The 24,558-nt window shown below is 43.5% G+C and carries 23 protein-coding genes and 1 riboswitch; of the genes, 6 read left to right on the top strand and 17 right to left on the bottom strand.

The genetic code is table 11. The annotated features are described in order from the left end of the window. Positions 1 to 23 precede the first annotated feature (23 nt). From ACFVAD_RS04165 to ACFVAD_RS04135, 7 genes are all read right to left on the bottom strand, one after another. Positions 24 to 1,127 (bottom strand): CaiB/BaiF CoA transferase family protein, encoded by a 1,104-nt coding sequence (locus ACFVAD_RS04165; RefSeq protein ID WP_386636398.1) that lies wholly within the window; start codon positions 1,125 to 1,127, stop codon positions 24 to 26. Further along, entirely contained in the window at positions 1,124 to 2,698 is a 1,575-nt protein-coding gene (locus ACFVAD_RS04160; protein ID WP_386636396.1) for a fatty acid--CoA ligase, read from the bottom strand. The genes ACFVAD_RS04165 and ACFVAD_RS04160 overlap by 4 nt, the downstream gene beginning before the upstream one ends. Before the next feature lie 24 nt (positions 2,699 to 2,722). Further along, positions 2,723 to 3,874 carry a thiolase family protein gene (locus ACFVAD_RS04155; RefSeq protein ID WP_386636395.1) on the bottom strand — a complete coding sequence of 384 codons (1,152 nt, stop codon included), beginning with the start codon at positions 3,872 to 3,874 and terminating at the stop codon, positions 2,723 to 2,725. A 19-nt stretch (positions 3,875 to 3,893) separates the two neighbouring features. Then, positions 3,894 to 5,039, bottom strand: a complete 1,146-nt coding sequence (locus tag ACFVAD_RS04150; protein ID WP_386636610.1) for an acyl-CoA dehydrogenase family protein — start codon at positions 5,037 to 5,039, stop codon at positions 3,894 to 3,896. Between the two features lie 40 nt (positions 5,040 to 5,079). Next, positions 5,080 to 6,606: a class I adenylate-forming enzyme family protein gene (locus ACFVAD_RS04145; RefSeq protein WP_386636393.1), complete on the bottom strand. Its 1,527-nt coding sequence runs from the start codon at positions 6,604 to 6,606 to the stop codon at positions 5,080 to 5,082. 354 nt (positions 6,607 to 6,960) lie between these two features. Then, complete coding sequence (locus ACFVAD_RS04140) at positions 6,961 to 9,036, bottom strand: sigma 54-interacting transcriptional regulator (protein ID WP_386636391.1); 2,076 nt, start codon at positions 9,034 to 9,036, stop codon at positions 6,961 to 6,963. A 125-nt stretch (positions 9,037 to 9,161) separates the two neighbouring features. Further along, on the bottom strand, positions 9,162 to 9,929 hold the full coding sequence (locus ACFVAD_RS04135) for a 3-hydroxyacyl-CoA dehydrogenase (RefSeq protein WP_386636389.1): 768 nt from the start codon (positions 9,927 to 9,929) through the stop codon (positions 9,162 to 9,164). Between the two features lie 267 nt (positions 9,930 to 10,196). On the opposite strand from ACFVAD_RS04135, the gene ACFVAD_RS04130 reads away from it, so the two are divergent. The 4 genes from ACFVAD_RS04130 to ACFVAD_RS04115 all read left to right on the top strand — a co-directional run bounded on the left by ACFVAD_RS04130 (position 10,197) and on the right by ACFVAD_RS04115 (position 13,105). Beyond that, positions 10,197 to 11,159, top strand: a complete 963-nt coding sequence (locus tag ACFVAD_RS04130; RefSeq protein ID WP_386636387.1) for a D-2-hydroxyacid dehydrogenase — start codon at positions 10,197 to 10,199, stop codon at positions 11,157 to 11,159. 14 nt (positions 11,160 to 11,173) lie between these two features. Beyond that, a complete protein-coding gene (locus tag ACFVAD_RS04125) occupies positions 11,174 to 12,001 on the top strand; it encodes an STAS domain-containing protein (protein WP_386636385.1) in 828 nt (275 codons plus the stop codon). A 212-nt stretch (positions 12,002 to 12,213) separates the two neighbouring features. Then, positions 12,214 to 12,645: a DUF1801 domain-containing protein gene (locus ACFVAD_RS04120; RefSeq protein ID WP_386636383.1), complete on the top strand. Its 432-nt coding sequence runs from the start codon at positions 12,214 to 12,216 to the stop codon at positions 12,643 to 12,645. A gap of 199 nt (positions 12,646 to 12,844) precedes the next feature. Continuing rightward, a complete protein-coding gene (locus ACFVAD_RS04115; protein WP_386636381.1) occupies positions 12,845 to 13,105 on the top strand; it encodes a hypothetical protein in 261 nt (86 codons plus the stop codon). A 93-nt stretch (positions 13,106 to 13,198) separates the two neighbouring features. Here ACFVAD_RS04115 and ACFVAD_RS04110 read toward each other — a convergent pair whose 3' ends face one another. From ACFVAD_RS04110 to uxaC, 5 genes are read right to left on the bottom strand one after another with little or no spacing between them, the layout of a single operon-like run. Further along, entirely contained in the window at positions 13,199 to 14,203 is a 1,005-nt protein-coding gene (locus tag ACFVAD_RS04110; protein ID WP_386636608.1) for a PfkB family carbohydrate kinase, read from the bottom strand. 2 nt (positions 14,204 to 14,205) lie between these two features. Further along, positions 14,206 to 14,853, bottom strand: coding sequence for a bifunctional 4-hydroxy-2-oxoglutarate aldolase/2-dehydro-3-deoxy-phosphogluconate aldolase (locus tag ACFVAD_RS04105; RefSeq protein WP_386636379.1), 648 nt, complete (start codon positions 14,851 to 14,853; stop codon positions 14,206 to 14,208). A gap of 21 nt (positions 14,854 to 14,874) precedes the next feature. Next, on the bottom strand, positions 14,875 to 15,723 hold the full coding sequence (locus ACFVAD_RS04100; protein WP_386636377.1) for an SDR family oxidoreductase: 849 nt from the start codon (positions 15,721 to 15,723) through the stop codon (positions 14,875 to 14,877). Further along, entirely contained in the window at positions 15,720 to 16,775 is a 1,056-nt protein-coding gene (gene uxuA, locus ACFVAD_RS04095; RefSeq protein ID WP_386636375.1) for a mannonate dehydratase, read from the bottom strand. The genes ACFVAD_RS04100 and uxuA overlap by 4 nt, the downstream gene beginning before the upstream one ends. Next, on the bottom strand, positions 16,772 to 18,196 hold the full coding sequence (uxaC, locus tag ACFVAD_RS04090) for a glucuronate isomerase (RefSeq protein WP_386636373.1): 1,425 nt from the start codon (positions 18,194 to 18,196) through the stop codon (positions 16,772 to 16,774). The genes uxuA and uxaC overlap by 4 nt, the downstream gene beginning before the upstream one ends. Positions 18,197 to 18,333: 137 nt before the next feature. Between uxaC and ACFVAD_RS04085 the strand changes: the two genes are divergently transcribed. Beyond that, positions 18,334 to 19,491: an ROK family transcriptional regulator gene (locus ACFVAD_RS04085; RefSeq protein WP_386636371.1), complete on the top strand. Its 1,158-nt coding sequence runs from the start codon at positions 18,334 to 18,336 to the stop codon at positions 19,489 to 19,491. Positions 19,492 to 19,741: 250 nt separating this feature from the next. Here ACFVAD_RS04085 and ACFVAD_RS04080 read toward each other — a convergent pair whose 3' ends face one another. The 5 genes from ACFVAD_RS04080 to ACFVAD_RS04060 form a co-directional block, all read right to left on the bottom strand. Then, positions 19,742 to 20,245, bottom strand: coding sequence for a mismatch-specific DNA-glycosylase (locus ACFVAD_RS04080; protein ID WP_386636369.1), 504 nt, complete (start codon positions 20,243 to 20,245; stop codon positions 19,742 to 19,744). A gap of 104 nt (positions 20,246 to 20,349) precedes the next feature. Beyond that, positions 20,350 to 20,676 (bottom strand): cyclic-phosphate processing receiver domain-containing protein, encoded by a 327-nt coding sequence (locus ACFVAD_RS04075; protein WP_386636367.1) that lies wholly within the window; start codon positions 20,674 to 20,676, stop codon positions 20,350 to 20,352. A gap of 155 nt (positions 20,677 to 20,831) precedes the next feature. Continuing rightward, positions 20,832 to 21,098 carry a hypothetical protein gene (locus ACFVAD_RS04070; protein ID WP_386636365.1) on the bottom strand — a complete coding sequence of 89 codons (267 nt, stop codon included), beginning with the start codon at positions 21,096 to 21,098 and terminating at the stop codon, positions 20,832 to 20,834. A gap of 639 nt (positions 21,099 to 21,737) precedes the next feature. Continuing rightward, complete coding sequence (locus ACFVAD_RS04065) at positions 21,738 to 22,463, bottom strand: YwaF family protein (RefSeq protein ID WP_386636363.1); 726 nt, start codon at positions 22,461 to 22,463, stop codon at positions 21,738 to 21,740. A gap of 66 nt (positions 22,464 to 22,529) precedes the next feature. After that, positions 22,530 to 23,000 (bottom strand): acyl-CoA thioesterase, encoded by a 471-nt coding sequence (locus ACFVAD_RS04060; RefSeq protein ID WP_386636361.1) that lies wholly within the window; start codon positions 22,998 to 23,000, stop codon positions 22,530 to 22,532. A gap of 313 nt (positions 23,001 to 23,313) precedes the next feature. Beyond that, a riboswitch (cobalamin riboswitch) is annotated at positions 23,314 to 23,490 on the bottom strand. A 265-nt stretch (positions 23,491 to 23,755) separates the two neighbouring features. Between ACFVAD_RS04060 and ACFVAD_RS04055 the strand changes: the two genes are divergently transcribed. Beyond that, positions 23,756 to 24,544: an alpha/beta fold hydrolase gene (locus tag ACFVAD_RS04055; protein ID WP_386636359.1), complete on the top strand. Its 789-nt coding sequence runs from the start codon at positions 23,756 to 23,758 to the stop codon at positions 24,542 to 24,544. Positions 24,545 to 24,558: the final 14 nt, after the last annotated feature.

Raw genomic sequence — 24,558 nt, 5'->3', positions numbered from 1 at the left:
TTGCAGTTTTACTGAAAAGGTTTTCATTGCCGAACCTCTGAATCAAGCAGACTATTATGCTCTCCGAGAATTGGCGGCTTGCCTTTATCCTTTACGGAACCATCATGCATATTCACTTCGAGATGCCCTTCTTCGTTTCTGTACACGATTCCCTTTTCCTGAAAATAAGGGAAGGCTTCCAGTTCCCCAACTTCCAAAACTGGCGCTATACAGCAATCAACCTGTCTACCAAACTCAATCCACTCCACAAAGCTTTTGCTCTGGAACAGTTTTTTCAGAGCCATAAAAACAGGATTGCTCTCTCTTTGGACCGAGAATTGAGCTGTTTTCCACTCCTGCCTGTCGACGGCATCACAGAAGTTTACCCAGAACTTCGGCTCCAACGCACCGAGTGTGATAAATCTTCCATCCTTAGTTTTATAGATTCCATAGCATAAGATTTCCCCATTAAGTTGAGTGATGCCACTTGACTCCCCTATCGCCTCATGGATAGCCAAATGATTTCCCATCAAGGATGCCATCACATCCGTAATGGAGATGCAATGATAGCTGCCATTGCCGGTCCTTATCTTTGATAAAAGTGCAGCAAGAATTCGTTCGCATGCTGCAAAACTGCCAAAATAGTCGGCTATTGTAATGTAAGGATGTATGGGTCTACCTGACTTATCCTTCAGTTGTGCGAGCACTCCACTTAGAGCCATATAGTTCAAATCATGGCTTCCAAGACTGCTCCATTCACCCTTGGCTCCGTAGCCAGTGATGGAACAGTAGACGATTTTTTCGTTTCTTTTTTTGATAGATTCATAGTCGATCCCTAATTTATTCATCACACCAGGCCGATAGCTCTCCATCACAACGTCTGAACTATCAATCAGTCCCATTATTAAATCCCGGGAGCCTTCCTTTTTCAGATCCACCGAAATGCTCTTTTTCCCCCGGTTGTTTGCAAGATAGACAATGCCCGTCCCATCCCTTTTCAATCCGGTGTGACGGGCTGGATCACCATGCACGGACTCGATCTTGATGATTTCCGCTCCGAGCTCCGCCAATCGCTGTGAGGCAAAAGGTCCAGGAAGGTAGTTGGTAAAATCAATCACTCTGATTCCTTCGAGCATTCCCTCTATCATGTGGACGCTTCTTCTCCCATGTAGATTTCCTCCATCTGTTTTCTCAGGACAAACTTCTGGATTTTTCCGCTGGCATTTCGGGGAAGCGCCTCAACAAACATATATTTTCTTGGTCGCTTATATCGGGCGAGCCTGGAGCTGCCCTGACACCATTGATCCAATTCCTCTTCAGTAAGGGAAGGATCTTTTTTCACCACAAACGCCGTGACGGTTTCACCCCACCTGTCATCAGGCAGACCGACCACCGCAATGTCGAGAATTCCCTTATGTTCATATAGGACATCCTCTACCTCACGGGGATAGATATTCTCACCGCCGCTTATGATCATGTCATCCACGCGGTCTTTTACCCATAGATAACCTTCCTCATCGAGATAACCGATATCCCCCGAGTGATACCAGCCTTTATACATGGAGTGTTGTGTTGCTTCTTCCCTATTGAAGTAGCCCTTCATCATACAAGGTCCTTTGACAATGATTTCTCCTGCTTCCCCTGCCTGTACCACATCATCAGGATCTGATGGGCCATTTTCATTCGTCCTTACAATACGGATCTCATGGTTCAAGCACGCCTGGCCGGCAGAGCCTGCCTTTGTCAGCTGATCTTTTTCCGATAAAAAAGTGATGGCAGGGCCCATTTCCGTCATCCCATAAGCTTGTACAAGTGAAATGCCAAGCTGCTCGTGGCAGGCGCGTACAAGCGCAGGCGCCATTGGTGCTGCCCCGTATAACCCAAGCTTCAGGCTCTTCAAATTATAGTTGTTCAGGTTTTCCTGAAGGAGCATGTTCCACATGGTCGGTGCAGCAAAGAACTTCGTCACCTTTTCCTCCTGGATCAGCTGCAGCACTTTTTTCGGCTCAAAATGATGAAGAATGACATTGCTTGCCCCCACATGTATTCTTGGTATCATCGCACAATGCAGCTCCGCACAATGAAACATCGGTGCTGTCACGAGACCAACATCAAAAGCTTCCAGTCTGGTTGCCGAAATCACAATCAGGCTCTGCTCCGCCATTTCACGATGAAGGTGGATGACACCCTTAGGTCTTCCTGTCGTACCGCTTGTGTACATGATGGCATAGATGTCACTTTCCTGGACGTCCGATTCCACCACTCGATCTGGGGCTGCAGCTACCTTATCCTGATAGCTTGCGGCATAGCTTGCCGGTTCCCCGTCAATTTTCCAGAAGCTGATCTCTCCAAAACGATTGCTAATCTGGGAAACTACATGCTCAAGCGCCTGCTCCATCACCACGATTTTCGGTTGTGCATCCTCAAGAATGTAAGCAACCTCTTCCGCTCCAAGCCTAAAATTGATCGGATTGAAGACAGCGCCGATTTTTGCACAAGCTAGCATGGTTGTAGCCAGTTCTTCCGTGTTAAAAAGAAAAGTGGATACCCTATCCCCTTTTTTCACACCTGCCTGTAAAAACGCATTGGCTAGTTTGTTCACTTCATGATCCCATTCTTTATAGGTTAGACGGACATTCTTCCTTACATCGTATAACGCTTCTTTATCCGGAAACTTCTGTACGGCAAGATCAAAGATTTTCGCTATGGTAATAGACATCTTTCTCCTCCTGAACCTTGTAGTTTAGGTTAACCGTTCAATAATTGTCGCGTTCGCCATGCCATGACCTTCACACATCGTCTGCAGCCCATATCTACCGCCCGTCCGCTCAAGTTCATGCATCATGCTGACCATGATTCTGGCCCCGCTTGCTCCAAGTGGGTGACCTAGGGCAATCGCACCTCCATTCGGATTCAGCTTAACCGGATCTGCCCCTGTCTCCTTCAGCCATGCCATTGGTACAGGAGCAAATGCCTCATTCACTTCAAAAATGTCGATATCTTCAAGCGAGAGCCCGGACTTATCCAGAACCTTTTCCGTGGCAGGGATTGGCCCTGTCAGCATCAAGGTCGGGTCCGAACCGACCACTACTCTTGTATGGACTTTGAAACGGGGCTTCAACCCAAGCTCCAATGCCTTTTCTTTTGTCATGAGGAGAAGTGCCGCTGCACCGTCACTGATTTGACTTGCATTCCCGGCATGGATCACGCCATCATCCTTGAAGACTGTTTTTAGCCCACCAAGTGCTTCGACTGACGTTTCTGCCCTCGGACCAGAATCCTCCTTCATTAGAGTGGTCGTCCCATCAGGCAGAGTCACCTCCAAAGGCATGATTTCTTTATCAAAATAGCCCTCCGCTTGTGCTTTCAACGCCTTCTGGTGACTCTCATAAGAGAACCGGTCCAAATCTTCTCTTGTAAATCCATAGTTTTCGGCAATTCGTTCTGCTGACAATCCCTGGTTGATCATTTCATAGCGCTCCGTCAGCTTGTCACTGAATGGTGCCTTCTGATAGTTGGATCCCATCGGTACACGAGACATATTTTCCACACCGCCAGCTATCACAATATCCATATCCCCAGCCAAAATCGCCTGGGCAGCAAAATGGACAGCCTGCTGGCTGGATCCGCATTGGCGGTCAAGGGTGGTGCCTGGCACCTCAATTGGAAAACCGGCAATAAGTGCAGCGACCCTTGCTATATCCCCAGCCTGCTCCCCGGATTGCGTCACACATCCCAGAATGACATCCTCGACCATCCCGGCATCAATACCAGCTCTGTTAACAAGTTCCTTCAAAACTTCACCGGCCAAATCGTCCGGTCTCATATCCTTTAATAGTCCGTTTCTTCTTCCTACCGGGGAGCGTACCCCTTCGACAATGACGACTTCTCTCATGTTGAATACCTTCCCTTCTCTATAAACCCAGATTTTTTGCAATGATGGTTTTCATGATGTCATTCGTTCCGGCATAGATGCTTGCTACCGGAATATCACGGTATCTTCTTGCAATCTTGTATTCTTCCATATAGCCATAGCCACCATGCAGTTGCATGCATTGTGTTGCGATATTGCGGGCAATCTCCGTCAGCTTCCATTTTGCCATGGAGACTTTTGTGACAACATTTTCCCCAAGCATATGCTCACCGATCAATCTATCCAGAAAAGCCCTGCCCATTTCGACGTCTGTCGCCATTTCCGCAATCTTGAATTGCGTGTTCTGGAACTGGCTGACAGGCTTCCCGAATGCCTCCCTGCTTTTTACATAGTCAATCGTGTCCTGCAGCATCTCCTCAGAGGCAACCTGGGCACCAATCGCGACAAGAAGACGCTCCTGCTGCAGCTTTTCCATCAAATATAGAAAGCCTTTTCCTTCTTCACCCAAGAGATTCTCTCTTGGCACCTTGCAATCTTCAAAATACAATTCTGCAGTATCCTGGCAATGCAGCCCCACTTTATCCAGCTTTCTCCCCCTGCTGAAGCCTGGATGTCCCCTCTCGATAACAAGCAGACTGACACCTTTATGCTTTGGCCGGATCTCTGTATCCGTTTTGCATGCAACGATTACGAGGTCAGCATGGATGCCGTTGGTGATAAAAGTCTTCGCTCCATTTACGATATAATAGTCGCCTTCTAGCCTTGCTGTCGTCTTGATATTCGCCAGATCCGATCCCGTTCCCGGCTCGGTCATCGCGATTGCGGTAATGGTTTTACCATTAACGCAATGGGGCAGCCAGCGTTCCTTCTGCTCATCTGTCCCAAATGAGGTTAGATATGGTACAACAATGTCGTTATGAAGCGCAATCCCGATCAAGCCTGTACCTACCCGTTCAAGCTCTTCGTTGATTACAACCGAATAGCCCCAGTCCGTTTCACTTCCCCCATACTTTTCCTCGATATCGGGGCATAGATAGCCCTGTTCCCCCATCTTCTCCCAAAAAGACCTGGGAATGATTCTGTTTTCTTCCCACTCCTCATAAAAGGGATACGCTTCCTTCTCTAAAAACTTCCTTAAAGACTTGCGAAATTGATGATGCTCCCCGGTCAAGTATGGATGCTCCATCTTTCCCTTTTTCGTTGAAAGCGATTTCATTTTACCACCTCTAAGCCTTCACTTTATTTAGTTGCTGCCGAAGCTGATATTTCAGTATTTTCCCGGATGCATTTCGGGGAAGTGCCTCTTCGATAAAGATTCTTCTCGGCACCTTGTAGCCTGCGAGCTTCTGGCGGCAGAACTGCTTCAGTTCTTCTTCATCTACCATCTGTTCTTTATGGGGGACAACTACAGCACATACCGCTTCTCCCCATACTTCATCAGGCAATCCGATAATTGCTGCCTCCAAAACCTGTGGATGTTCATAGAGAACTTCTTCCACTTCTATGGAATAGACATTTTCGCCGCCAGAGATGATCATATCTTTTTTGCGGTCCACCAAGGTGATATTACCTTCTTCGTCAACCGTGGCCAAATCTCCTGTATAAAGCCATCCCTCTTTTAGTGTCGCTTTCGTTTCTTCTGGTTTTCTATAATATTCTTTCATGATGGATTCACCCCGAAGGACAAATTCACCGACCGCACCTGGTGCAATCTCCCGGCCTGCTTCATCAACCACCTTGGCTTCTGTCAGGAAGGAAGGCTTGCCGTTTTTCCCGAGATGATTTTTATGGCCATTTGGATCAAGCAATATTCCATTTGGTCCCGCTTCTGTCAGACCGCAGAGATTGTAGAACTGATCATTCTTAAAAAGGTTCATGCTCTTTTTTACGAGTTCCGGTGCCATCGGTGCAGCGCCATATCCACAGCGTTTAATGGATGACAGATCATAGTCGCCTGCATTTGGAACCTGCAGGAGGAAGTTGAACATCGCAGGGACTCCGAAAAAGTGGGTAATCTTATGCTCCTGTATTGCTTGAAGGGTATGAACCGGATGGAAGTCCCTGTGAATATAATGGGTTGCTCCAAGGACCACTCCTGATACAAGAAAAAGGTTCAATTGTGCCGAATGGAAAAGCGGTGCAATATGTAGAAATCGCTCTTGTTGATTGATTCCCATACTGATCATCATTGATAAACCTACATTGAATATACGGCGATGATCGAATAATGCGCCTTTAGGACGGCCTGTCGTTCCTGAAGTATAGAGAATTTCCAGATCATCAGTTTCCATGACTGCGATATCCGGGTCCTGTTCGTTTACAGAGAGGATTTCATGGTAGGAGCGGTGCTCAGGAATTTTGGCTGTTCCCACGACCACCACCGTTTGAACTGAGGAACCTTCCATAGCCTTTTGGATAACCTCTTCAAATTCACTGTCACAAATAACCGCCTTCGCCTCCGACTGATCCAGGATATAGCTTATTTCCGAAGAGGTTAAACGAAAATTCATAGGTACGATGACTGCTCCTATTTTTGCTCCTGCAAAATAAGAGAACACAAAATGGTCGGAGTTTTTCATCATGAAAGCAATTTTGTCACCTTTGGTCAGTAGTCCGGTATCAAATAATCCATTTGCGAGCCTGTTAACCTCCCGATTAAACTGATCGTAGTTGTAGGACCTGTCCTCACAGCTTATTGCAAGTTTTTCAGGCACTTTTCTGGCATTTTGCGATAAATACATTCCAATGTTCATCTTTCATCCTCCTTTAATGGGTGTTAATAGTCATCATGCAAGAATTGTGCCAATATTCTAAACGCAGTTGAGTTACCCTGATTTATTTTATGGCTCTGTTAAACACCGCTGTTGATTTCCGCACTAGGCTTCGCTTTCCGCGGGGCGCTTGTGGAGCCTCCTCGGCGTTGCCTGCGGGGTCTCCACTAACCGCTACCTCCCGCAGGAGTCTTCGCCTATTGCTCCAATCAACAGCTGGTGACCTTGAAAATCAACACTTTTTCTTTAACACAACCAAATTAATAAACAAAAAAAGTGTCCGCAAAATGGACACTTCTGACATGATTCTGAAGATTAATCGGACTGCTCTTTCCTTCATCTTAACAACTGATACTTCTTAATTTTCTCATAAAGCCCAGATCTGCTTATCCCCAATATACGGGCAGCCTTCGCTTTGTTTCCGTTTGTCTTTTCGAGCGCATTTTCGATGGCATTCCTTTCTGCGCTCTCAGCCATTTTCACCTCCGGCAAATAGGAAGCTATGTGTTTCTCACGCCGCTTTACCACCATATATTCCGGAAGATCCTCAAGCTGGATTTTGCCATGCTCCGCAAATGTCATCGCCCTTTCCATGACGTTACGAAGTTCACGGACATTCCCTGGCCAATGATAGGTTTCCAGGACATCTCTTGCAAGAGTATCCATCCCTGTGATTGACGTATTTAAAGCGGCATTCAGTTCTGTCACCATTTTCCCGATCAACAATGGAATATCGCCTACTCTATCCCGGAGCGGTGGAATATGAAAAGAAATCACATTTAAACGGTAGTATAAATCCTCACGAAATATTCCCTCTTTCACCATCTCTTCCAGGTTCCGATTGGTAGCGGCAATAATCCGGACATCCACTTGAATCCGCTTGGTCCCTCCAACCCGGTAAAATTCCCTTTCCTGCAGTACACGAAGAAGTTTTGCCTGAAGATTCAAAGACATGTCCCCTATTTCGTCCAAGAAAAGTGTACCACCATTGGCAAGATCGAATTTCCCGATTTTCCCCTTATTCCTCGCACCGGTAAATGCCCCGTCTTCATAGCCAAAAAACTCCGATTCCAACAGATCCTCCGGTATTGCTGCGCAGTTCACCACTACAAACTTACCTTCTTTACGGGCTGAGCTGTTGTGGACTGCATGGGCGAACAATTCTTTACCTGTTCCGCTTTCCCCGCGGATCAGGACGGTAGACCTGCCTTTTGCAGCTTTTGTCGCACTTTTCTTCAGCTTTTCCATATAGGGGTCCTTGCTTATAATATGGTCCCAGGTAAATTTCGCAGACTCCGCCTTCTGATATTCGGAATGATAATAGTTCGCTTTGTTTTCCGCTTTTTGAAGCTTTTTGAAAAGCTCACTTACTTCATTCAACTGCCGGTACATGATTTTCCCGATCGCACCAACCACCTTGCCATCCTGCAGAATCGGGATGCGATGGACAATGTATTTAATTCCGTTGATTTCTTTGAAATCGCTGACTTCCGCTGCTTCACTTTCATAGACTTTGGAGAGTTGAAATTGCGGGAATACCTTATCCGCTCTTTTAAACAGGATATCTTTCTGCTCTATTTGAAATAGCTCCAATAATGATGGACTGACCATTTGTATGTACTGTTTTTCATCCGTCATCATGATTCCGTCGTACGCGTGATCAATGGCTGTCTGAAGGGAGAGCTTCAAGCTTTTTACTGATTCAAGTTCCGTAGCAATGTTTTCAATCTCAGACAAATCCTGAAAAAGGATAATATGACCTATTTTGTTTCGGACATTCTCATAGGATGTCATGGTGAGTACCGCTTTCAATCTTTCCACTTTCATTGGATGAAAAGGAGCCCCACTCTCCAAGGCTTGTCCTGCTTCGGGAAAAACAGATAATAGACCGGTAGATTGCAGCTCTGATGACTTTCTCCCGGTCATCATGCAAACACGTTCGTTTACATAGATGATCTGTTTGTTCTCATCTGTCATCACTACCCCGATAGTTGAATGTGTCAGTACCGTATCAAGCTGATCTTTTAATGTACTTGTCGCTTTCAAGAGGCTCAATACCATATCCGTTTTTGTAAAAAGTCCGACTACCCTCTCTGCATCATCGACGACCACCCCAGTACCAACTGCGCTCGTCCGGACTATACTTTCCACTTCGGAATAGGAGGTAGTGATGGAAAGTGTCGATACGTTTTCTTTTATGTAGTCCCTTATAGGTGTTTCCAAGTCCAGTTGTTCCATAATCATTCTATATAAGCTCGATCTGGTGAAAACACCTACAAGCCTATGATCCTTATTGGTGACAGGCAATAGATTCCACTTGTTTTCTCTCATTATTGCCAGTGCTTGTCTTAAGGAGGTGTCTGCAGTTATCCTATACCGGACCGGTGTTATCATATCTTTTAATGGAATCATCACAATAATCCCCTTTGCCATCGGATACTTCCATTGTAAAGGAAAACAGCGTGAATTGTTAGAAAATTGAATTAAAAAAAGAGCGGGAATCCACTAAAAAAGATTCCCACCCTCCATTGCGGCAATTATTTCGGCTGCATGCGGATGGCACCATCGAGACGGATGGTATCCCCATTCATCATCGGATTTTCCATAATGCTTTGAACAAGCTGGGCATATTCCTGTGGATATCCAAGTCGAGGCGGGAACGGCACCATCTTTCCTAAAGAGTCTCTCGCTTCTATCGGCAGAGAATCAAACATCGGTGTATGGAACAGTCCGGGTGCTATCGTCATCACCCTGATACCGAAAGCGGCAAGCTCTCTTGCAATCGGTAGTGTCATCCCAACAATGCCACCCTTTGAAGCAGAATAGGCAGCCTGTCCGATCTGTCCATCAAATGCGGCAACGGAAGCTGTATTGATGATTACCCCACGCTCGCCCTCGGCATTCGGTTCATTCAATGCCATTCTTTCCGCAGCAAGCCTGATGACATTGAAGGAGCCGATCAGGTTGATGGAGATCACTTTAGAAAAATGATCAAGAGGATGTGTTCCCTTCCTGCTTAGAACCTTTTGCGCAACGCCAATACCTGCACAATTTACTACTGCATTTATAGAACCAATCTTTTCTATCCCTTGCTTCAAGGCTGCTCTTACATCCTCTTCACTGGTCACGTCCGTTTTGAAGTAGAGGACCGAATTACCAAGCTCCTCTACAAGCATTCTGCCACGCTTTTCCGAAAGATCCAAAATAAGTGCCTTTCCGCCTTTTTCTACAATATTTCTTACTGTCGCTTCTCCAAGACCTGATGCACCCCCTGTTACAAGTGCACAAATATTTTCAACCTTCATTTCATAACCCCCTATTAAATTGCTTACTGTTTTTAATGCAATAAGCATGCCAATATAGAACGGGCAATTTTATGAGGTATGTGTTCAATAATTGGACAGTCTATCCGAAATCTGCATTTTTTTACTACATCTCTTTTCCCAGCTTCCACACTTTGGAAAAATTATTCTACTAATTATGAAATATCCCTACAAAGAGTTCTTATTATTTCTAACTTTTCCACTATTTTGGTAAGATATAGTTAATACTAGTACTGGAGGACATTCATCATGAAAAAGCGAATCATGGTTATAACGCAGGATATCGGCGATGAGTATACACAAAAAATCAAAGCACTGGCTCCTGATTGGGAACTGATTGTAGGTAAGGAAAAGGATGTCTGGGCACCATATGCCAATAAGGCGGAAATCATCGCCGGTTGGAAGAAGGACCTTGAGGAGTTGTCCCTTCGTGAGTACTCTGAGCTCCGTTGGATACAAGCCTGGAGTGCCGGGGTGAACACCATGCCCCTTGAAAAGCTTGCTTCTAAAGAAATAGCACTCACAAGCGCGAATGGTGTACATGCATATCCCATCTCGGAAACCATTATTGGCTTGATGCTTGGACTCACTAGAAAAATACATACGTATGTAAAAAATCAACAGGAAAAGAAATGGCACCATGCCCATATGAACCTCGAAATGCACGGAAAGACAATCGGGATCATAGGCGTCGGGGAAATCGGGAAAGAAACAGCAAAGATTGCCAAGGCGTTTGGAATGAGAGTACTCGGCGTAAGGAATTCCGGTAAAGAGACAGATAACGTGGATAACATGTTTACTCCCGAAGAACTTCACCATGTACTCCCCGAGTGCGATTATGTAGTAATCACGCTTCCATTGACCCCGCATACCTTCCAAATGTTTGGAGAAAAGGAATTTAGGTTAATGAAAAAATCCTCCTTCATCATCAATATCGGCAGAGGCGAAATCGTAAAGGAAGATGAGCTTGTGGAAGCATTGCAAACTGGAGAACTTGCCGGAGCAGGACTGGATGTATTTGTGAAAGAACCACTTGAAGAAACTAGTCCTTTGTGGGAAATGGAAAATGTCATCATCACACCCCATACTTCAGGGTCAACGGAGCACTATACAAAAAGGGTCATAGAGAATATCTTCCTGCCTAATCTCATGGACTATCTAGAAGGGAAACAGCCCCCAATCAATTTGGTTGATTATTCTAAAGGCTACTAAGAGGAGATGTAAGTATGCATAGAAATGAAGAATTGCATTCATTTTTGTTAAACAAAGCGAAAGTCCTTACAGAGCAGTGGTATGAAAGTTTGGATACACAGAATTCAACAGGTGTATATGCGTCCACAAACCCGGAAGTCATTCAAACATTAAAAAAGCAAAACTATGATTTCCACTTGCACCTTTGCAAGATATTCGTTGAAGAGGAAACAAAGTTCTTCCATGATTTCCAGAATTGGATCTTATCCATCGCACAGGACGAGCAGCACCTGAATACCCCTATCCACTTTACAATAAGAGAGTTTTTCAGAGTAAGGGAACAGTATATTCAATTTATACATGAGTTCGTCACGACCCATGAATCATACAAAAATAATGAAATTACTTGGAACAATATGATTATTAAAGCCTTTGACAAAGTAGTCCTGAGGTTTGTGGAAGAGCATCAGAAAGTCTCCGAACAGAAACTCAAAGCACAGCAGGAGATGATCCAGGAACTGAGCTCCCCTGTCATTGCCTTGGACAATAATCGAGCGTTGCTTCCTTTAGTGGGAGATATCGATACAGGCAGAGCAAAATTTATGCTGGAGCATACCCTGGAGCAATGTTCAAAGCTCGGAATCAACCATCTTTTCATTGATCTATCAGGAGTAGTGATTATTGATACCATGGTGGCAGATCAGATTTTCCAGTTGATCAAAGCCCTGACCCTCATTGGTGTAAAATGTTCTCTTTCGGGGATTCGCCCGGAAATTGCGCAAACGACTGTCAATCTTGGACTTTCCTTTAATAATGTTTCCATAAAACCAACCCTTGCCGGAGCATTGGCTTTTAATCGGTAAATAAACAAGGCTCTTTTCGTAAAGAATGTTGCTTATGACCACGAAAAATCGGCTTTTGGATTTTTTACTGAGAACAACTACGTATTGTTTAAAAAATAATTATCTATTACACCGAAAAGAGCACGATGGTAGGTGAATTAACGTGTATATGTTGTATTCGTCAAAAGCAACAATTTCTGCAAAAACAGCCATAAACAAAAAGGAGTTCTTTTATGTACGAGTTAAAAACGAAGGAAAATGATAGAAGTGTTGTAGAATTCATTGAAAATGTAGAAAATCCAACGAAGCGGGAGGATGCTTATAAGTTGTTGGATATCTTTACTGAAACAACGGGCTATCAAGCAAAAATGTGGGGCCCGAGCATCATCGGCTTTGGATCCTATCACTATAAATATCCAACCGGCCATGAAGGGGATGCACCTCTCGTAGGATTTTCCCCAAGGAAGGCTAAGATAAGTCTCTATTTCGCAACAGGTGACACACAACGTGAAGAGCTGCTGGAGAATTTCGGCAAGCATACCACCGGCAAAGCATGTGTGTACATCAACAATCTGGCTGACGTGGATGTGGCAGTATTAAAAAAGTTGATAGAACAATCTGTGCGTTTTCTACAGGATACCTACCCAAATAACAATACTAACTAAAAGAAGCAAATGCTTGGGAAGATCTCCCATTCATTTGCTTTTTTCTTTACTTCCAAAACGAGAAGAAGTAATTATCGCAACTTGTAGTTTAAAGACTGGCAAAAAAGTGAATTTATACTATATGTACTTGGTTTGTTAGCTTTTTTGAGGTATTTTGCAAAAGAACAGGTTGCATAGGACAACCAAAGGGAGCGAAAAAATGGAAAAAGTATTAAACGAGATACTTTCAGAGCTTAAAGAAATAAAAGCGATCCAACTACAAATACAGAAAGAACAAGTTTCCATGAAAAATGACACTACCTTACTGAAAAGTGCCATTACCCATTTTAAGGATGGACAACAGGATAAAAATTCATTGATCAAGCATACCCTGACCCTTCAGATTGAAAATATGCTAGAAATAAAACAGGCATTAAGGAGCTTGCAGGAAAACAATGATGTCACGAAACATTTAAGGTAATCAGAAACCCTCTCTTTTCATATTGAGAGGGTTTTTGATTTCTCTTAGGAGAACAAAGGAATGCATGGTTAGCATAGCAAGTCTTTCATTACCCTACCTTACAATCCCACTTACCCCCTTATGTTCCAAAAAGGCTCTTACTTCCCTTTCTGTTGCCAGGTTTGCATCACCTGAAATGGTGTGTTTCAACACGGAAGCACCCAATGCAAAGGTCAAACTGTCCTCATCGCTCCAACCTGAAATATGCCCGTGGAGATAGCCTGCCGCAAACGCATCTCCCCCTCCGACCCGATCAAGTATGTCAAAGGTCTGCGAATCTGTGGTAAGAATGCCTTCGCCCCTTGAATAGAGATAACCTGTAAGAGAATGCTTCATTACGGAATGTGTCTCCCTATACGTGCAAATCACCTTTTTCACTCCATAAAAGGTGCAAATCTGCTGAAAAAGATCCTCATAAAGCTTTTCTCTATTCCCGTCTGAAACTGAACTCTTTAACCCTAGTATATTTACTGCATCCAAATAGCCTCCAAAACAGATATCCACATAGGGGAGAATGGATTTTATTGCTTCCCGAGCCTCTTCCATCCCCCACAGCTTACTTCGATAGTTTATATCAAAGCTTGTCTTGATGCCCCTGTTTTTCGCCGCTTTGATAGCAGTCAATGCAATTTCTCTTGCAGCATCACTTATTCCAAGCGTTATCCCGGATGTATGAAAAAGGTCGGCTCCTTCAAAAATCTCCTCCCAATCAAAATCTTCCTGGCGTGCTTTGGCAATGGAAGAATTTTTCCGATCATAGATGACTTGAGAAGGCCTGACCGACATACCCTGCTCTAAAAAATAAAGCCCTAATCTTTCTCCTCCCCTGGCAATGAAGTCAGTATGGACTCTTTGCTGTTCCAGATGCCTGAGGGCACTTGTTCCCAAATCATTTTCAGGCAGCTTCGTCACAAACTGAACCTTATGTCCAAACAATGCCAGAGAGGCGGCTACATTAGCCTCTCCACCTCCGAAGACCGCCTGAAACTCGGTAGTCTGCACAATCCTGCTGTAATTCGGAGGGGTAAGGCGCATCATCAATTCACCGAAAGTCACCACTTTCAAAGTCTTACACCCACTGTTCTGCTCTCATGTACCTTCTTGAAAAACTGCCTTGCCAATTCAGTTACCCCATGGTAGTTTCCTTGTTTTGCTGGAGCAGTCAGCTCTCCCCCTACTCCCACTGCGATTGCCCCAGCCTTGAACCAATCACCGACATTGTCCAGGGTTACTCCACCTGTAGGCATAAAGGAAGCCTGTGGGATTGGTCCCTTAAAGGCTTTTATCGCGTCCGGTGAAAACAGGTTACCTGGGAAGAATTTGATGATATCCACACCATATTCCAATGCTTCCACCACTTCCTTTACTGTCATGCACCCAGGAAGGTAAGGAACTTGATATCTGTTGCAGAGTTTTGCCGTTTCCATGTTGAAGCAGGGACTGACAATATAATCCGCCCCGGCCAAAATGGCGATCCGGGCTGTTTCCATATCAAGGACAGTCCCTGCTCCAACAAGCAGTCCCTTATTATCCTTAAGTGACGCAATCACTTTATCCGCATCAGGAACGGTAAAAGTCACCTCAATGGCCGTCACCCCTCCTTCTGCACATGCTTCTGCCAACTTTTGGCCCCCTTCCGGACTTTCCGCTCGGATAATTGCCACAATACCTTGCTCGACAAGCCGTTGTAACACCTGATACCGTTTCATTCCTTCCATCCCCCTTTTCATTTATACCCCTGAGTATGCGGAAAATCCGCCGTCAACCGGCACGACCACTCCATTCACAAAACCTGAAGCACGATCATCCACTAGCCAGAGCAGTGTGCCAATTAATTCCTGACCTTCACCGAAACGGGCCATTGGGGTTTGCGCTATTATTTTCTCAGCGCGTTCCGTGAGCAAACCTTCTTTCTTCAATAGAAGCGACCTGTTCTGGTCTGTCAGGAAAAATCCCGGTGCAATGGCGTTCACTCTCACACCTGCTTTTGACATATGTACAGCAAGCCATTGCGTGAAATTGCTGACCGCTGCCTTCGCTCCACTATAGGCAGGAATTTTGGTCAATGGAGAAAATGCATTCATCGATGAAATATTGATAATCGTTCCGCTTTTTTTCTCTACCATATCTCTTCCGAATACCTGTGATGGAAGAAGGGTCCCAAGGAAATTCAATTGGAAAACATAATTGATTCCTTCTTCATCCAAATCAAAAAATGTCCGGACATCTTTTTGCAGGTCTCCCTGATTAAAATATTCAAGGTCTGTAGTACCCTTGGGGTGATTGCCACCTGCACCGTTGATCAATATATCGCAGGTGCCAAATTCCAGCTGGATTTTCTCTCTGGCATTCTCCAATTCCGACTTATCCATTACATTGGCAGCCAATCCGATAGCTGTACCACCATTTCCGTTGATAACAGTCGCAAGCTGCTGCACTTTTTGTTCCGTTCTTCCTATGATGGCAACCTTTGCACCGCATTCGGCCAAAGCTTCACAAAACGCCGAGCCCAGCACCCCGCTTCCGCCGGTAACCACAATCACTTTCCCCTCTAGATTCACCCTGAAAGGAAGATTCATGTTGATTGCTCCACCCCTTTCACTTTGTTGAGGGCTTCCCAGATTCCATTAAGGTAAACCGCACCAAGCGCCCTGTCATACAGTCCATATCCCGCACGCCCTGTTTCTCCCCAAATCATTCTGCCATGATCCGGACGGAGTGGCCCTGTAAATCCGATATCCTGATATGCCTTCAATACCTCCACCATATCGACAGAACCGTCTGATGAAAGATGAGAGGTCTCTTCAAAGGACTTTGGTCCAGTACGTTTTACATTCCTACAGTGTGCAAAATGGATTCTTGAACCGAAAGCGCGAATCATCCCTGGAAGATCATTATCTGCCCTTGCCCCAAATGACCCCGTGCAGAAGGTAATGCCATTGGATGGGCTTTGCTGTACATCTATCAATCTCTGTAAACTTTCTGCATCTGTGATGATTCTCGGCAAACCGAAAATAGACCATGGTGGATCATCGGGATGTATGGCCATTTTAATGGATACCTCTTCCGCAACCGGTATGATCTCATTTAAAAAATATGCAAGGTTCTCCCAAAGCCTTTCTTCGGTGACATCTTGATAGGACTCCAGAAGGCCCTTCAGTTCACCATCTTTATAAGAAGCGTCCCAGCCGGGCAAAGCCAACCCTCCTGAAGAAGGATTCATTTTTTCTATTGCATCTTCATCGTGGATCAAGGTGGTTGACCCATCCTCCAGCAGGTAGTCAAGATCCGATCGAGTCCAATCAAAGACAGGCATGAAATTATAGCAGACTACTTCCACACCTGCGCTCGCAAGATTCCTTAATGTCTCCTTGTAGTTGGAAATGTACTTATCCCTTGTAGGGAGACCCAATTTTATATCCTCATGAACGGGAACGCTTTCAATTACAGCGAGAGATAAGCCATTCTTTTCAATCACATTCATCAAATGATTGATTTTCTCCAGTGGCCATACTTCCCCGACAGGGATATCATAGATTGCCGATACAATTCCTTTCATCCCGGGAATTTGGCGGATATACTCGAGCGTAATACTGTCAACCTCTCCATACCAACGAAAAGCCAGCTTCATTTTCTCACCTCCGAAATGGTTGCACGATCAAAATAATTCTTTGCATTTTCATAGGATACACTTTTCACCATCGATCCAAGCAATCTCTCATCATGTGGCGCCTCGCCTTTTTCAACCCAGCCTCCAAGCATATTGCAAAGGATACGGCGGAAATATTCGTGCCTTGTATAGGATAAAAAGCTGCGAGAATCTGTCAGCATCCCTATAAATTTGCTTAGCAGACCGATATTGGCCAAGTCTGTCATCTGCCTCTCCATTCCATCCTTCTGATCGTTATACCACCATCCGGAACCAAACTGAACCTTACCTGGTATTCCTTCTTCATGGTAGCTCCCTGCCAATGAAGCAAATATGAAATTGTCTTTTGGATTTAAATTATAGAGTATGGTCTTTGGCAATTGATTGTTGTGATCAAGCGCATCCAGAAACATGGCCAGGGGCTGTGCCACAGGGTGATCTTCAATCGTATCGAACCCGGCATCCGCCCCTACCATCTGGAACATCCTTTTGTTGTTGTTTCTCATCGCACCGATATGCAGCTGCATCGTCCATCCCTTTTCCGCGTACACTTGACCCAAAAATAAAAGGATGAAAGTCTTATATTTTCTCGCTTCCACCACGGACAGCGGGGTATCACTCAATGCCTTTTGGAATATAGCTTCTACTTCGGTTTTCGTGGCAGTCTCAAAAACCATTTCGCTTATTCCATGATCGGAAAGTCGAGCTCCTTTCTCATGAAAATAGTCCACTCTCTTCCTTAAGGCATCAAGCAGATCGTCCAATCTTTCAATCTCTTTATCTGTAACACTGGAAAGCTTTTGAATCCAAGGAAGAAAAGTATCCTTCGTTATTTCTATTCCCTTATCAGGACGGAATGTCGGCAGCACTTTTGTTTTCCATGTTTTATCCTCTGCTAACCGTTCATGGAACTCGAGGGTATCTGTCGGATCATCCGTCGTACCGATCATTTCCACTTTCGATCCTTTAATAAGCTCCCTTGTCCGTAAGGAATCTCCTTCAAGCATTGCATTTGTGCTATTCCAAACTCTATCTGCAGTGTCCGAGTTTAGCAATTCATAAAAGTCAAAATACCTAGCCAGCTCTAGATGTGTCCAATGAAACAATGGATTCCCCAATGTATGTGGTACAGTTTTCGCCCATTGGAAAAACTTATCCTTATCAGTTGCCGTTCCTGTAATATATTTCTCAGAAACTCCGTTTAAGCGCATGGCACGCCATTTATAATGGTCGCCAGCAAGCCATATTTCTGCAATGGAAGAGAATTGCTTATTTTCCCAAATTTCCTTTGGATCCAAATGGCAGTGATAGTCATAGATAGGCTGTTCCTTTGCGTAATCATGGTAAAGTGTCTTAGCCATTTTATTAGTCAACAAAAAATCATCATGGATAAATGCATTCATTTTTTTGCACCCTTCCACTTAGTTTGTTTACTAAACAAACTATTTTTTATATAATCATACACATCCCTTATTTTCTTATCAATAGTTAATTTACACACTATTCAATAATTTCAAATCACATCTATGGAGGAATTCCTTTGAATACTGGTGATGCGTCATTTATCCGGCAATTAAATCGAAAAATCATATTGGAAAAAATAATGCAGCACAAAAGCATCTCCCGTGCAGAGATTGCCAAGTTAACAGGTTTGAACAAGGCGACAGTTTCTTCACAGATTGCTGACTTGGTCGAAGAAGGACTATTAGTGGAAACATATGCAGAGTTCTCATCTGGCGGAAGAAAACCGATTTTTCTATCCATGAACGAATCTGCTGCATATGCGGTTGGAATTGATATTGATGTGACGTGCATCAGCATAGCAGCCACAGATCTCAAGGGAAATATTGTTACAAAAGAAACTCACCCAATTGAAGATTCAAGCTTTCCTGCCGTGGAAGAAAAATTGAAAACGATCATTTTGGAAATAAATGCTACTTTGCCGGTTTCACGGTACGGCATTATCGGCATCGGGCTTGGAGTACACGGAATCGTGGATAATAATCAGAACATTGTTTATACCCCACAGCATCGATGGAGGAATTTAGATTTAAAAAGATCCCTGGAATCTTTTTTTCAGGTTCCTGTTTTTATTGCCAATAACTCTAATCTTTGTGCAGTTGCAGAACAAGTATTTTCCAAAGAAAGTACCGACCTTGTATGCATTACAACGTATTCCGGAATCGGGATGGGCATCATCATTCAACGGAAGCTATTCCTTGGATATGAAGGCTTTTCAGGCGAAGTTGGCCACATGATCATGGAACCTGACGGGCGTACCTGCACATGCGGAAATAAGGGATGCTGGGAACAATATGCTTCCGAAAAAGTTCTGCTACAGTCAATAAGGGAAAGAATCGGAAGAACGGACTGCTCTGTTGAGGAAATACATCGATTCATGGAAAGCAGAATAGAGGAATTGGAGGAAGTTATCAAGGACTATACCAATCACCTGGCTATCGGCGTTAACAATATCATAAATATCCTCAATCCTGAGACCGTCATTATCAACTGTGAAATATTTTCCCATCATCCGGAAATTTTGAATAAAGTCAAAGAGAATTTGACCTCCTCCATGAACCATCGCAAGGAGTTAAAATTATCATCACTTGGAAAAAATGCCTGCATGCTTGGTGCGAGTGCAACGGTGATCAAAGAATTTTTGAAGATGGATCACATTGATTGGTCACATGAATAGGGGGCCGGAGGAGAATGATTGGCTTTTTCCTTTCTATAACCTCGTAAAAAGCTCTTCATGATTCTTATGATGAGCTTTATCCTTTCTACAACCTCGCAAAAAGCTCGTCATGATCCTTATGATGAGCTTTTTCCTTTCTACAACCTCGCAAAAAGCTCGTCATAATCCTTATGATGGGCTTTTTCCTTTCTACAACCTCGCAAAATGCTCATCATGATTCTTATGATGAGCTACTCAACAAACCGATTTACTATTTTATTAATGAATTCAGTTCCCTGTAGATTGCTACTATCTCTTCCAGCTTCATCCTTACCAGTCCGCTTGAAGACGGTGCGACAAATTCAATTGTACCTGGAACTACCGGTCTCTCCTGGACTCCCCAATCAATTTGCCGATGCCCCCTATATTCTTGATAGACTCCTTTTCCGACAAAGCAGACTATTCTGGGCTTGTTTAATTCGATTTTTCTTTTCAGTTCTTTTCGTCCTGCTCTGTATTCTTCTCTCGTAATGTCTGCTGCACCGACAGTAGGTCTGGAGACGATATTGGTGAGACCAAAATTCAACTCGAGAAGTTTGAAATCCTCTGTAGGGGCATATTTTCTTGGAGTAATTCCCGATTGATGTAAAATAGTCCAGAAGCGGTTATTCGGGTTGGCATAGTGATGGCCCGTTTCCCCTGAGCGTATGCTTGGATTGAAACCAACAAATAAAATATCAAGATCTTTTTTAATATGATCGTAGATGAAATCCAACTCACATCCCTCATTTCATTTCTCTTTTCGTCAATTTTAACAAAAATAAAAAACCAAACGAAGTAGGAACGGTTACTTTCGTCTGATTTTTGCATTGTTATCTATTAAAATAAAGGTAGTGGCCTTAAAATCACTTTTATCGACTGTGGCATTTTCAATTCTTCCTGTGCTTGTTTAAAGTATTTGTACATTGCTTTACTGCCAACCGAGTTTGCAGAATGAATCGTAATTCTTTCTGCATATAGTTCATTCTCCACCATAATTTGAACGAGCATAAGACCATTCCGATGTCTATTGAGTAAGTCATGATCCAACGATAGATGCTCGATCGAATTATTCTCTAACAAGGTGAGGCATTCGTCAATGTCTTCAGCAAGGATATACCCTTCTGGACATGTGCGACTATCATCTAGAAAGACATTTATTTTCAAGATGATCCCTCCAACTATTTCGACTTACGTATAGTGTAACATACTTTGGTTACTAGTTTTTTCCTATACGGTTGAAGGTAAAACCAAAAGCCTTTATCAGCAAGGGTTGGACGCCTTTTCTAAGGAATAATGTACCAATATTATCAGGGGAAACACTATGGCTTTTTATACTCTGGAAAATCAAAAATCCACTTCATCCAAAATGATTGAAGGCGTATTTGCAGACGCACATACGTATTATATTCCTTAAGGTAGGCCTGTTTAAAGGTATAGGAAACTTCACCTTTTTCTTCTTTATCCAATAACTCTTGTTCCAGCACTTCCAGCTTCTCGATTTTTATTTGAATGGAATTAAACGTCAATGCAGCCAATCCCCCATAAAGAATGGAAGCTATCAATAATAAGGTAAGAATATATTTCATTGGGGTTCCCACCCATGTCCCCCCTTTCCGGCTTTTCTACATACTATGACGAAATGCGGGAATGTGACAGGACTGTTACAAAATGTTGTAGGTTCGAACAGGGACCAGCAGCCTTCCATTGAAAATTGGGGGAATTAAAGATATATTATAAGTAAAATGTACCGGAGGAAATGGGATGGGTGTCTTAATAGATGTACTTGTTGTAATAGTTTTTGCTGTGATCTTTTTCGGCGTATATAAGTATGTGAAAAATACGTTAAAGAAATACTAATGAAATATCTATCAAAAAGACGAATAATTTAAGTACCGGCTCTAAATACCGCTATTGATTTCCGTGCAAGACTTCGCTTTCAGCGGGTGACCCGTGAGCCTCCTCGGCTTCGCCTGCGGGGTCTCACATTGGCCACTGCTCCCGCAGGACAAGGAAGGCTTCGTAAGCCATGCATCGCACGCAGAAAATGCTCGCATTTTCAAGGAGTCTTCGTCTTGCACTCCAATCAACCGCTAGAGTAATCTAAAACCTAAATGCATATTTTAATACTTTTAAAAAACCGAACTAATTTGAACGAAAACTCAAATTAGTTCGGTTTTTACTTAGGCTAAAACACTTTTGTCCCAGCCTCTTTATTATGCTTTTTCCTAGTCTATAGTTTGTGAAGCTTTCTTTTTCAGAATCAGTAGTGGGGCGTAAAGAATGAGAAACATGACGATAACCACCAATTCCAGCGAAAGGATGTACCATGGATATGGTCCGAGCAAATCGATGATGCTGGCATTTGAAGGTTTCCTGGCCAGAAACATATAGTTTCCTCCAGTTTGCTTATTAATAAAGAATACCAGGATGGCAATAAGCTGTAGCGCGCCAAACGCTTTCCACATGGATTTTATTGTAACAGACTTCTTTTCCACCCATAGCATATAAAAAACCGACAGGATGATGGCAATATGTGCCGCAAAGAAATGCAGAAAACGAAAGTGGGGAAAATCATAAAAAAGCTCTGGCGTAAGCAATGCCTGTAGCGCACCACCAAGTCCCAGGAAATATACCACTTCAAATGTCCAGGTTTGCCTGGTAAAAAGCATCCACATGCACAGATACAAGCTGATGGAGCATAGCTGAAAAGGGAGGGTGTAGCTTGTATTCCACATATCGGTCGTAATATACCAATAGTTCAGCCATGCCTCTGACAATAGAAGGCATCCAAAAATGACCCACCTAGCATACACATTGGTGTATTTTCCATTGCGTAGAAAGTACAACAGTAAAATGAGCGACAATGCGATAACCAGCGCTAATATATGGGACGATGACAAGAGTAGTGTCCCTTCCATTAGAGCATTCGGGTCAGTATATGAATCGACCACTTCTCACCACCGCCTTTCATGTTCATTTCTTCTTCCATATCTCTACTAAACCACGCTAAATTCCTGCTATCTTTTTTCCAGACGTTTCTTTTTGCGCTCTGAAGCACTGTTGAAAAGCATTTTTTCTGCATCTGTCACAGGAATTACTCCTGGAACCGGAGTTGGCCTTCCATCTTTTCCTTTTGCCACCATCGTCAAAAAAGATGTGGTGGTTGTCGTTTTTTCACCTGTTTCATAATTTTCATTTTCCACTTTTACAAAAATCTCCATGGATGTCCTCCCTGTGGAGGCCACTATCGCCTCGAGAGTCAGAATATCCCCGACCTTCGCAGGTGAAAGAAAAGTCACTTGGTCGATGCTAGCAGTCACAACTACGTTCCTGGAATGCTTCATAGCAGTAATTGCGGCAATTTCATCTATGTAGGATAGAATCACTCCTCCAAAAATGGTACCCATATGATTCGTATCCGGCGGCAGAACCAACCTTGTCTGTATGGTCCTTGATTGATCGGATGAAACGGAATTGTTGGTATTCATAAGTTAATAATCCTCCTCATTAGTAAAAAACAAGAGATGTTTGGTGTATCTAGCTGTTGATTGGAGCAATAGGCGAAGACTCCTGCGGGAGGCAGCGGTAGGCTGGAGACCCCACAGGGCGAAGCCCGAGGAGGCGCCAGCACCGCCCCGCGGAAAGCGCAGCCTAGTGCGGAAATCAACAGCGGTGTTTAAAAGTGCCAATTAAAAAAACTCACCCTGCAAAAGGATGAGTGAAAGACGGATGCAGAAAGAAGCCTTGATAAAAAAGCCTTCATTTCGATCCCTCGTTCTATCTCTCACCTCCCGAAGAAGATAGTACTTCATCAATCAGACAGGTCTCCTGACTTAGCTTCTCCCTAATCTAGCCCTTCCCATACTCAAAAGTAATAGTGGGTTCTCTATTTCGTCAGCTTTACAGTTGCGGGTACAGTTCTGGACTTTCACCAGATTCCCTATTAAGTGCGTGCACATCTAATTGATTGGATGATTAAATTGATATTGCCACTATATTCTACCATTAAACAATATCTTCTAGTAAATGAATATTCTGTAGATTTTCGACGCGTATTTTGAAGGGAAGTGCCTCAAAGAATAGTGCGATACCCCATACATGGTTCCATTGTCACAAAATAGTAAGAAAAAGAAGGTTGAGAAAAGGCTGTATTAGTGTGTATACTTAAACTTGCAAGTTTTTCTACCCCATTAACCGGGTATGTATTCCTAAATATAAATATGCAACATAAGTGAGGAAACCTATGTTCTATAAAACACTCATTCACCCTACATCAAAAGAATGGATTGTGCTCTTCCATGGATTTGGAGGAAACTACTCCATTTTCTACAAGCAATTGAAGCCCTTCCGTTCCGAATATAATGTACTTTTACTAGATTTACCGGGACATGGAAAATCTCCATATCCAAAAGGTGTGGATCTATTTGAGTATTCTTCCGATAAAACCCTTGAAATTCTGAATATCTTAAAAATAAAATCCGCCCATTTTGTTGGCATTTCACTTGGCACCATTATTATGCAGGAAATTGCGCTGCGCTCACCCTCTTCAATCAAGTCGATGATTTTAGGAGGCGCTACGCCAAAGTTAAAAAAATGGGGGGAGTTCCTTTGCCGACTTTCCGTCTTTTATCCACTGAGAAAAATGCTCCCTCATATGGTTCCTTATAGAATTTTTGCGAGAGTACTGTTACCAAAAAGCAATCACTCAGATTCCCGGAAAGCTTTCATCAAGGAAGCTTATAAACTCTCCAAAGAAGCTTATCTGGGGTGGGTATTATCCGGACTGAACGGGTACACCACCTACGATAGATTGGCTGAGACTGAAAACAAAATCCCGAAGCTGTATATATCGGGTTCTGAAGACCACATGTTCCTGGAAAGCACAAAGAAATATGCAGCCAACGAAGAAAACGCTACAATGGAAATCATCGAAAATTGCGGTCATGTTTGCAATATTGAAGAAAGTGAAAAATTCAATGATCTTGCTGTTTCCTTTATGAAGAGTGCAAACAAGGTGCAGATTACTGCATAGATGGTGATGAAGCT

This window comes from Sutcliffiella sp. NPDC057660 (assembly GCF_042800035.1).
GTDB lineage: Bacteria > Bacillota > Bacilli > Bacillales > Bacillaceae_I > Sutcliffiella_A.
The sequence above is the reverse complement of the archived record's forward strand: the minus strand, read 5'-3'. Positions and strand labels throughout refer to the sequence as shown.

What these genes read in the sequence shown, in the direction of transcription:
- ACFVAD_RS04055 (WP_386636359.1), top strand. Translation starts at nt 23,756, where the DNA reads ATGTTCTATAAAACACTCATTCACCCTACATCAAAAGAATGGATTGTG.
- ACFVAD_RS04155 (WP_386636395.1), bottom strand. Translation starts at nt 3,874, where the DNA reads ATGAGAGAAGTCGTCATTGTCGAAGGGGTACGCTCCCCGGTAGGAAGA.
- ACFVAD_RS04115 (WP_386636381.1), top strand. Translation starts at nt 12,845, where the DNA reads ATGGAAAAAGTATTAAACGAGATACTTTCAGAGCTTAAAGAAATAAAA.
- ACFVAD_RS04160 (WP_386636396.1), bottom strand. Translation starts at nt 2,698, where the DNA reads ATGTCTATTACCATAGCGAAAATCTTTGATCTTGCCGTACAGAAGTTT.
- uxuA (WP_386636375.1), bottom strand. Translation starts at nt 16,775, where the DNA reads ATGAAGCTGGCTTTTCGTTGGTATGGAGAGGTTGACAGTATTACGCTC.
- uxaC (WP_386636373.1), bottom strand. Translation starts at nt 18,196, where the DNA reads ATGAATGCATTTATCCATGATGATTTTTTGTTGACTAATAAAATGGCT.
- ACFVAD_RS04070 (WP_386636365.1), bottom strand. Translation starts at nt 21,098, where the DNA reads ATGAAATATATTCTTACCTTATTATTGATAGCTTCCATTCTTTATGGG.
- ACFVAD_RS04145 (WP_386636393.1), bottom strand. Translation starts at nt 6,606, where the DNA reads ATGAACATTGGAATGTATTTATCGCAAAATGCCAGAAAAGTGCCTGAA.
- ACFVAD_RS04100 (WP_386636377.1), bottom strand. Translation starts at nt 15,723, where the DNA reads ATGAATCTTCCTTTCAGGGTGAATCTAGAGGGGAAAGTGATTGTGGTT.
- ACFVAD_RS04140 (WP_386636391.1), bottom strand. Translation starts at nt 9,036, where the DNA reads ATGATTCCATTAAAAGATATGATAACACCGGTCCGGTATAGGATAACT.
- ACFVAD_RS04165 (WP_386636398.1), bottom strand. Translation starts at nt 1,127, where the DNA reads ATGATAGAGGGAATGCTCGAAGGAATCAGAGTGATTGATTTTACCAAC.
- ACFVAD_RS04150 (WP_386636610.1), bottom strand. Translation starts at nt 5,039, where the DNA reads ATGGAGCATCCATACTTGACCGGGGAGCATCATCAATTTCGCAAGTCT.
- ACFVAD_RS04120 (WP_386636383.1), top strand. Translation starts at nt 12,214, where the DNA reads ATGTACGAGTTAAAAACGAAGGAAAATGATAGAAGTGTTGTAGAATTC.
- ACFVAD_RS04125 (WP_386636385.1), top strand. Translation starts at nt 11,174, where the DNA reads ATGCATAGAAATGAAGAATTGCATTCATTTTTGTTAAACAAAGCGAAA.
- ACFVAD_RS04105 (WP_386636379.1), bottom strand. Translation starts at nt 14,853, where the DNA reads ATGAAACGGTATCAGGTGTTACAACGGCTTGTCGAGCAAGGTATTGTG.
- ACFVAD_RS04130 (WP_386636387.1), top strand. Translation starts at nt 10,197, where the DNA reads ATGAAAAAGCGAATCATGGTTATAACGCAGGATATCGGCGATGAGTAT.
- ACFVAD_RS04135 (WP_386636389.1), bottom strand. Translation starts at nt 9,929, where the DNA reads ATGAAGGTTGAAAATATTTGTGCACTTGTAACAGGGGGTGCATCAGGT.
- ACFVAD_RS04060 (WP_386636361.1), bottom strand. Translation starts at nt 23,000, where the DNA reads ATGAATACCAACAATTCCGTTTCATCCGATCAATCAAGGACCATACAG.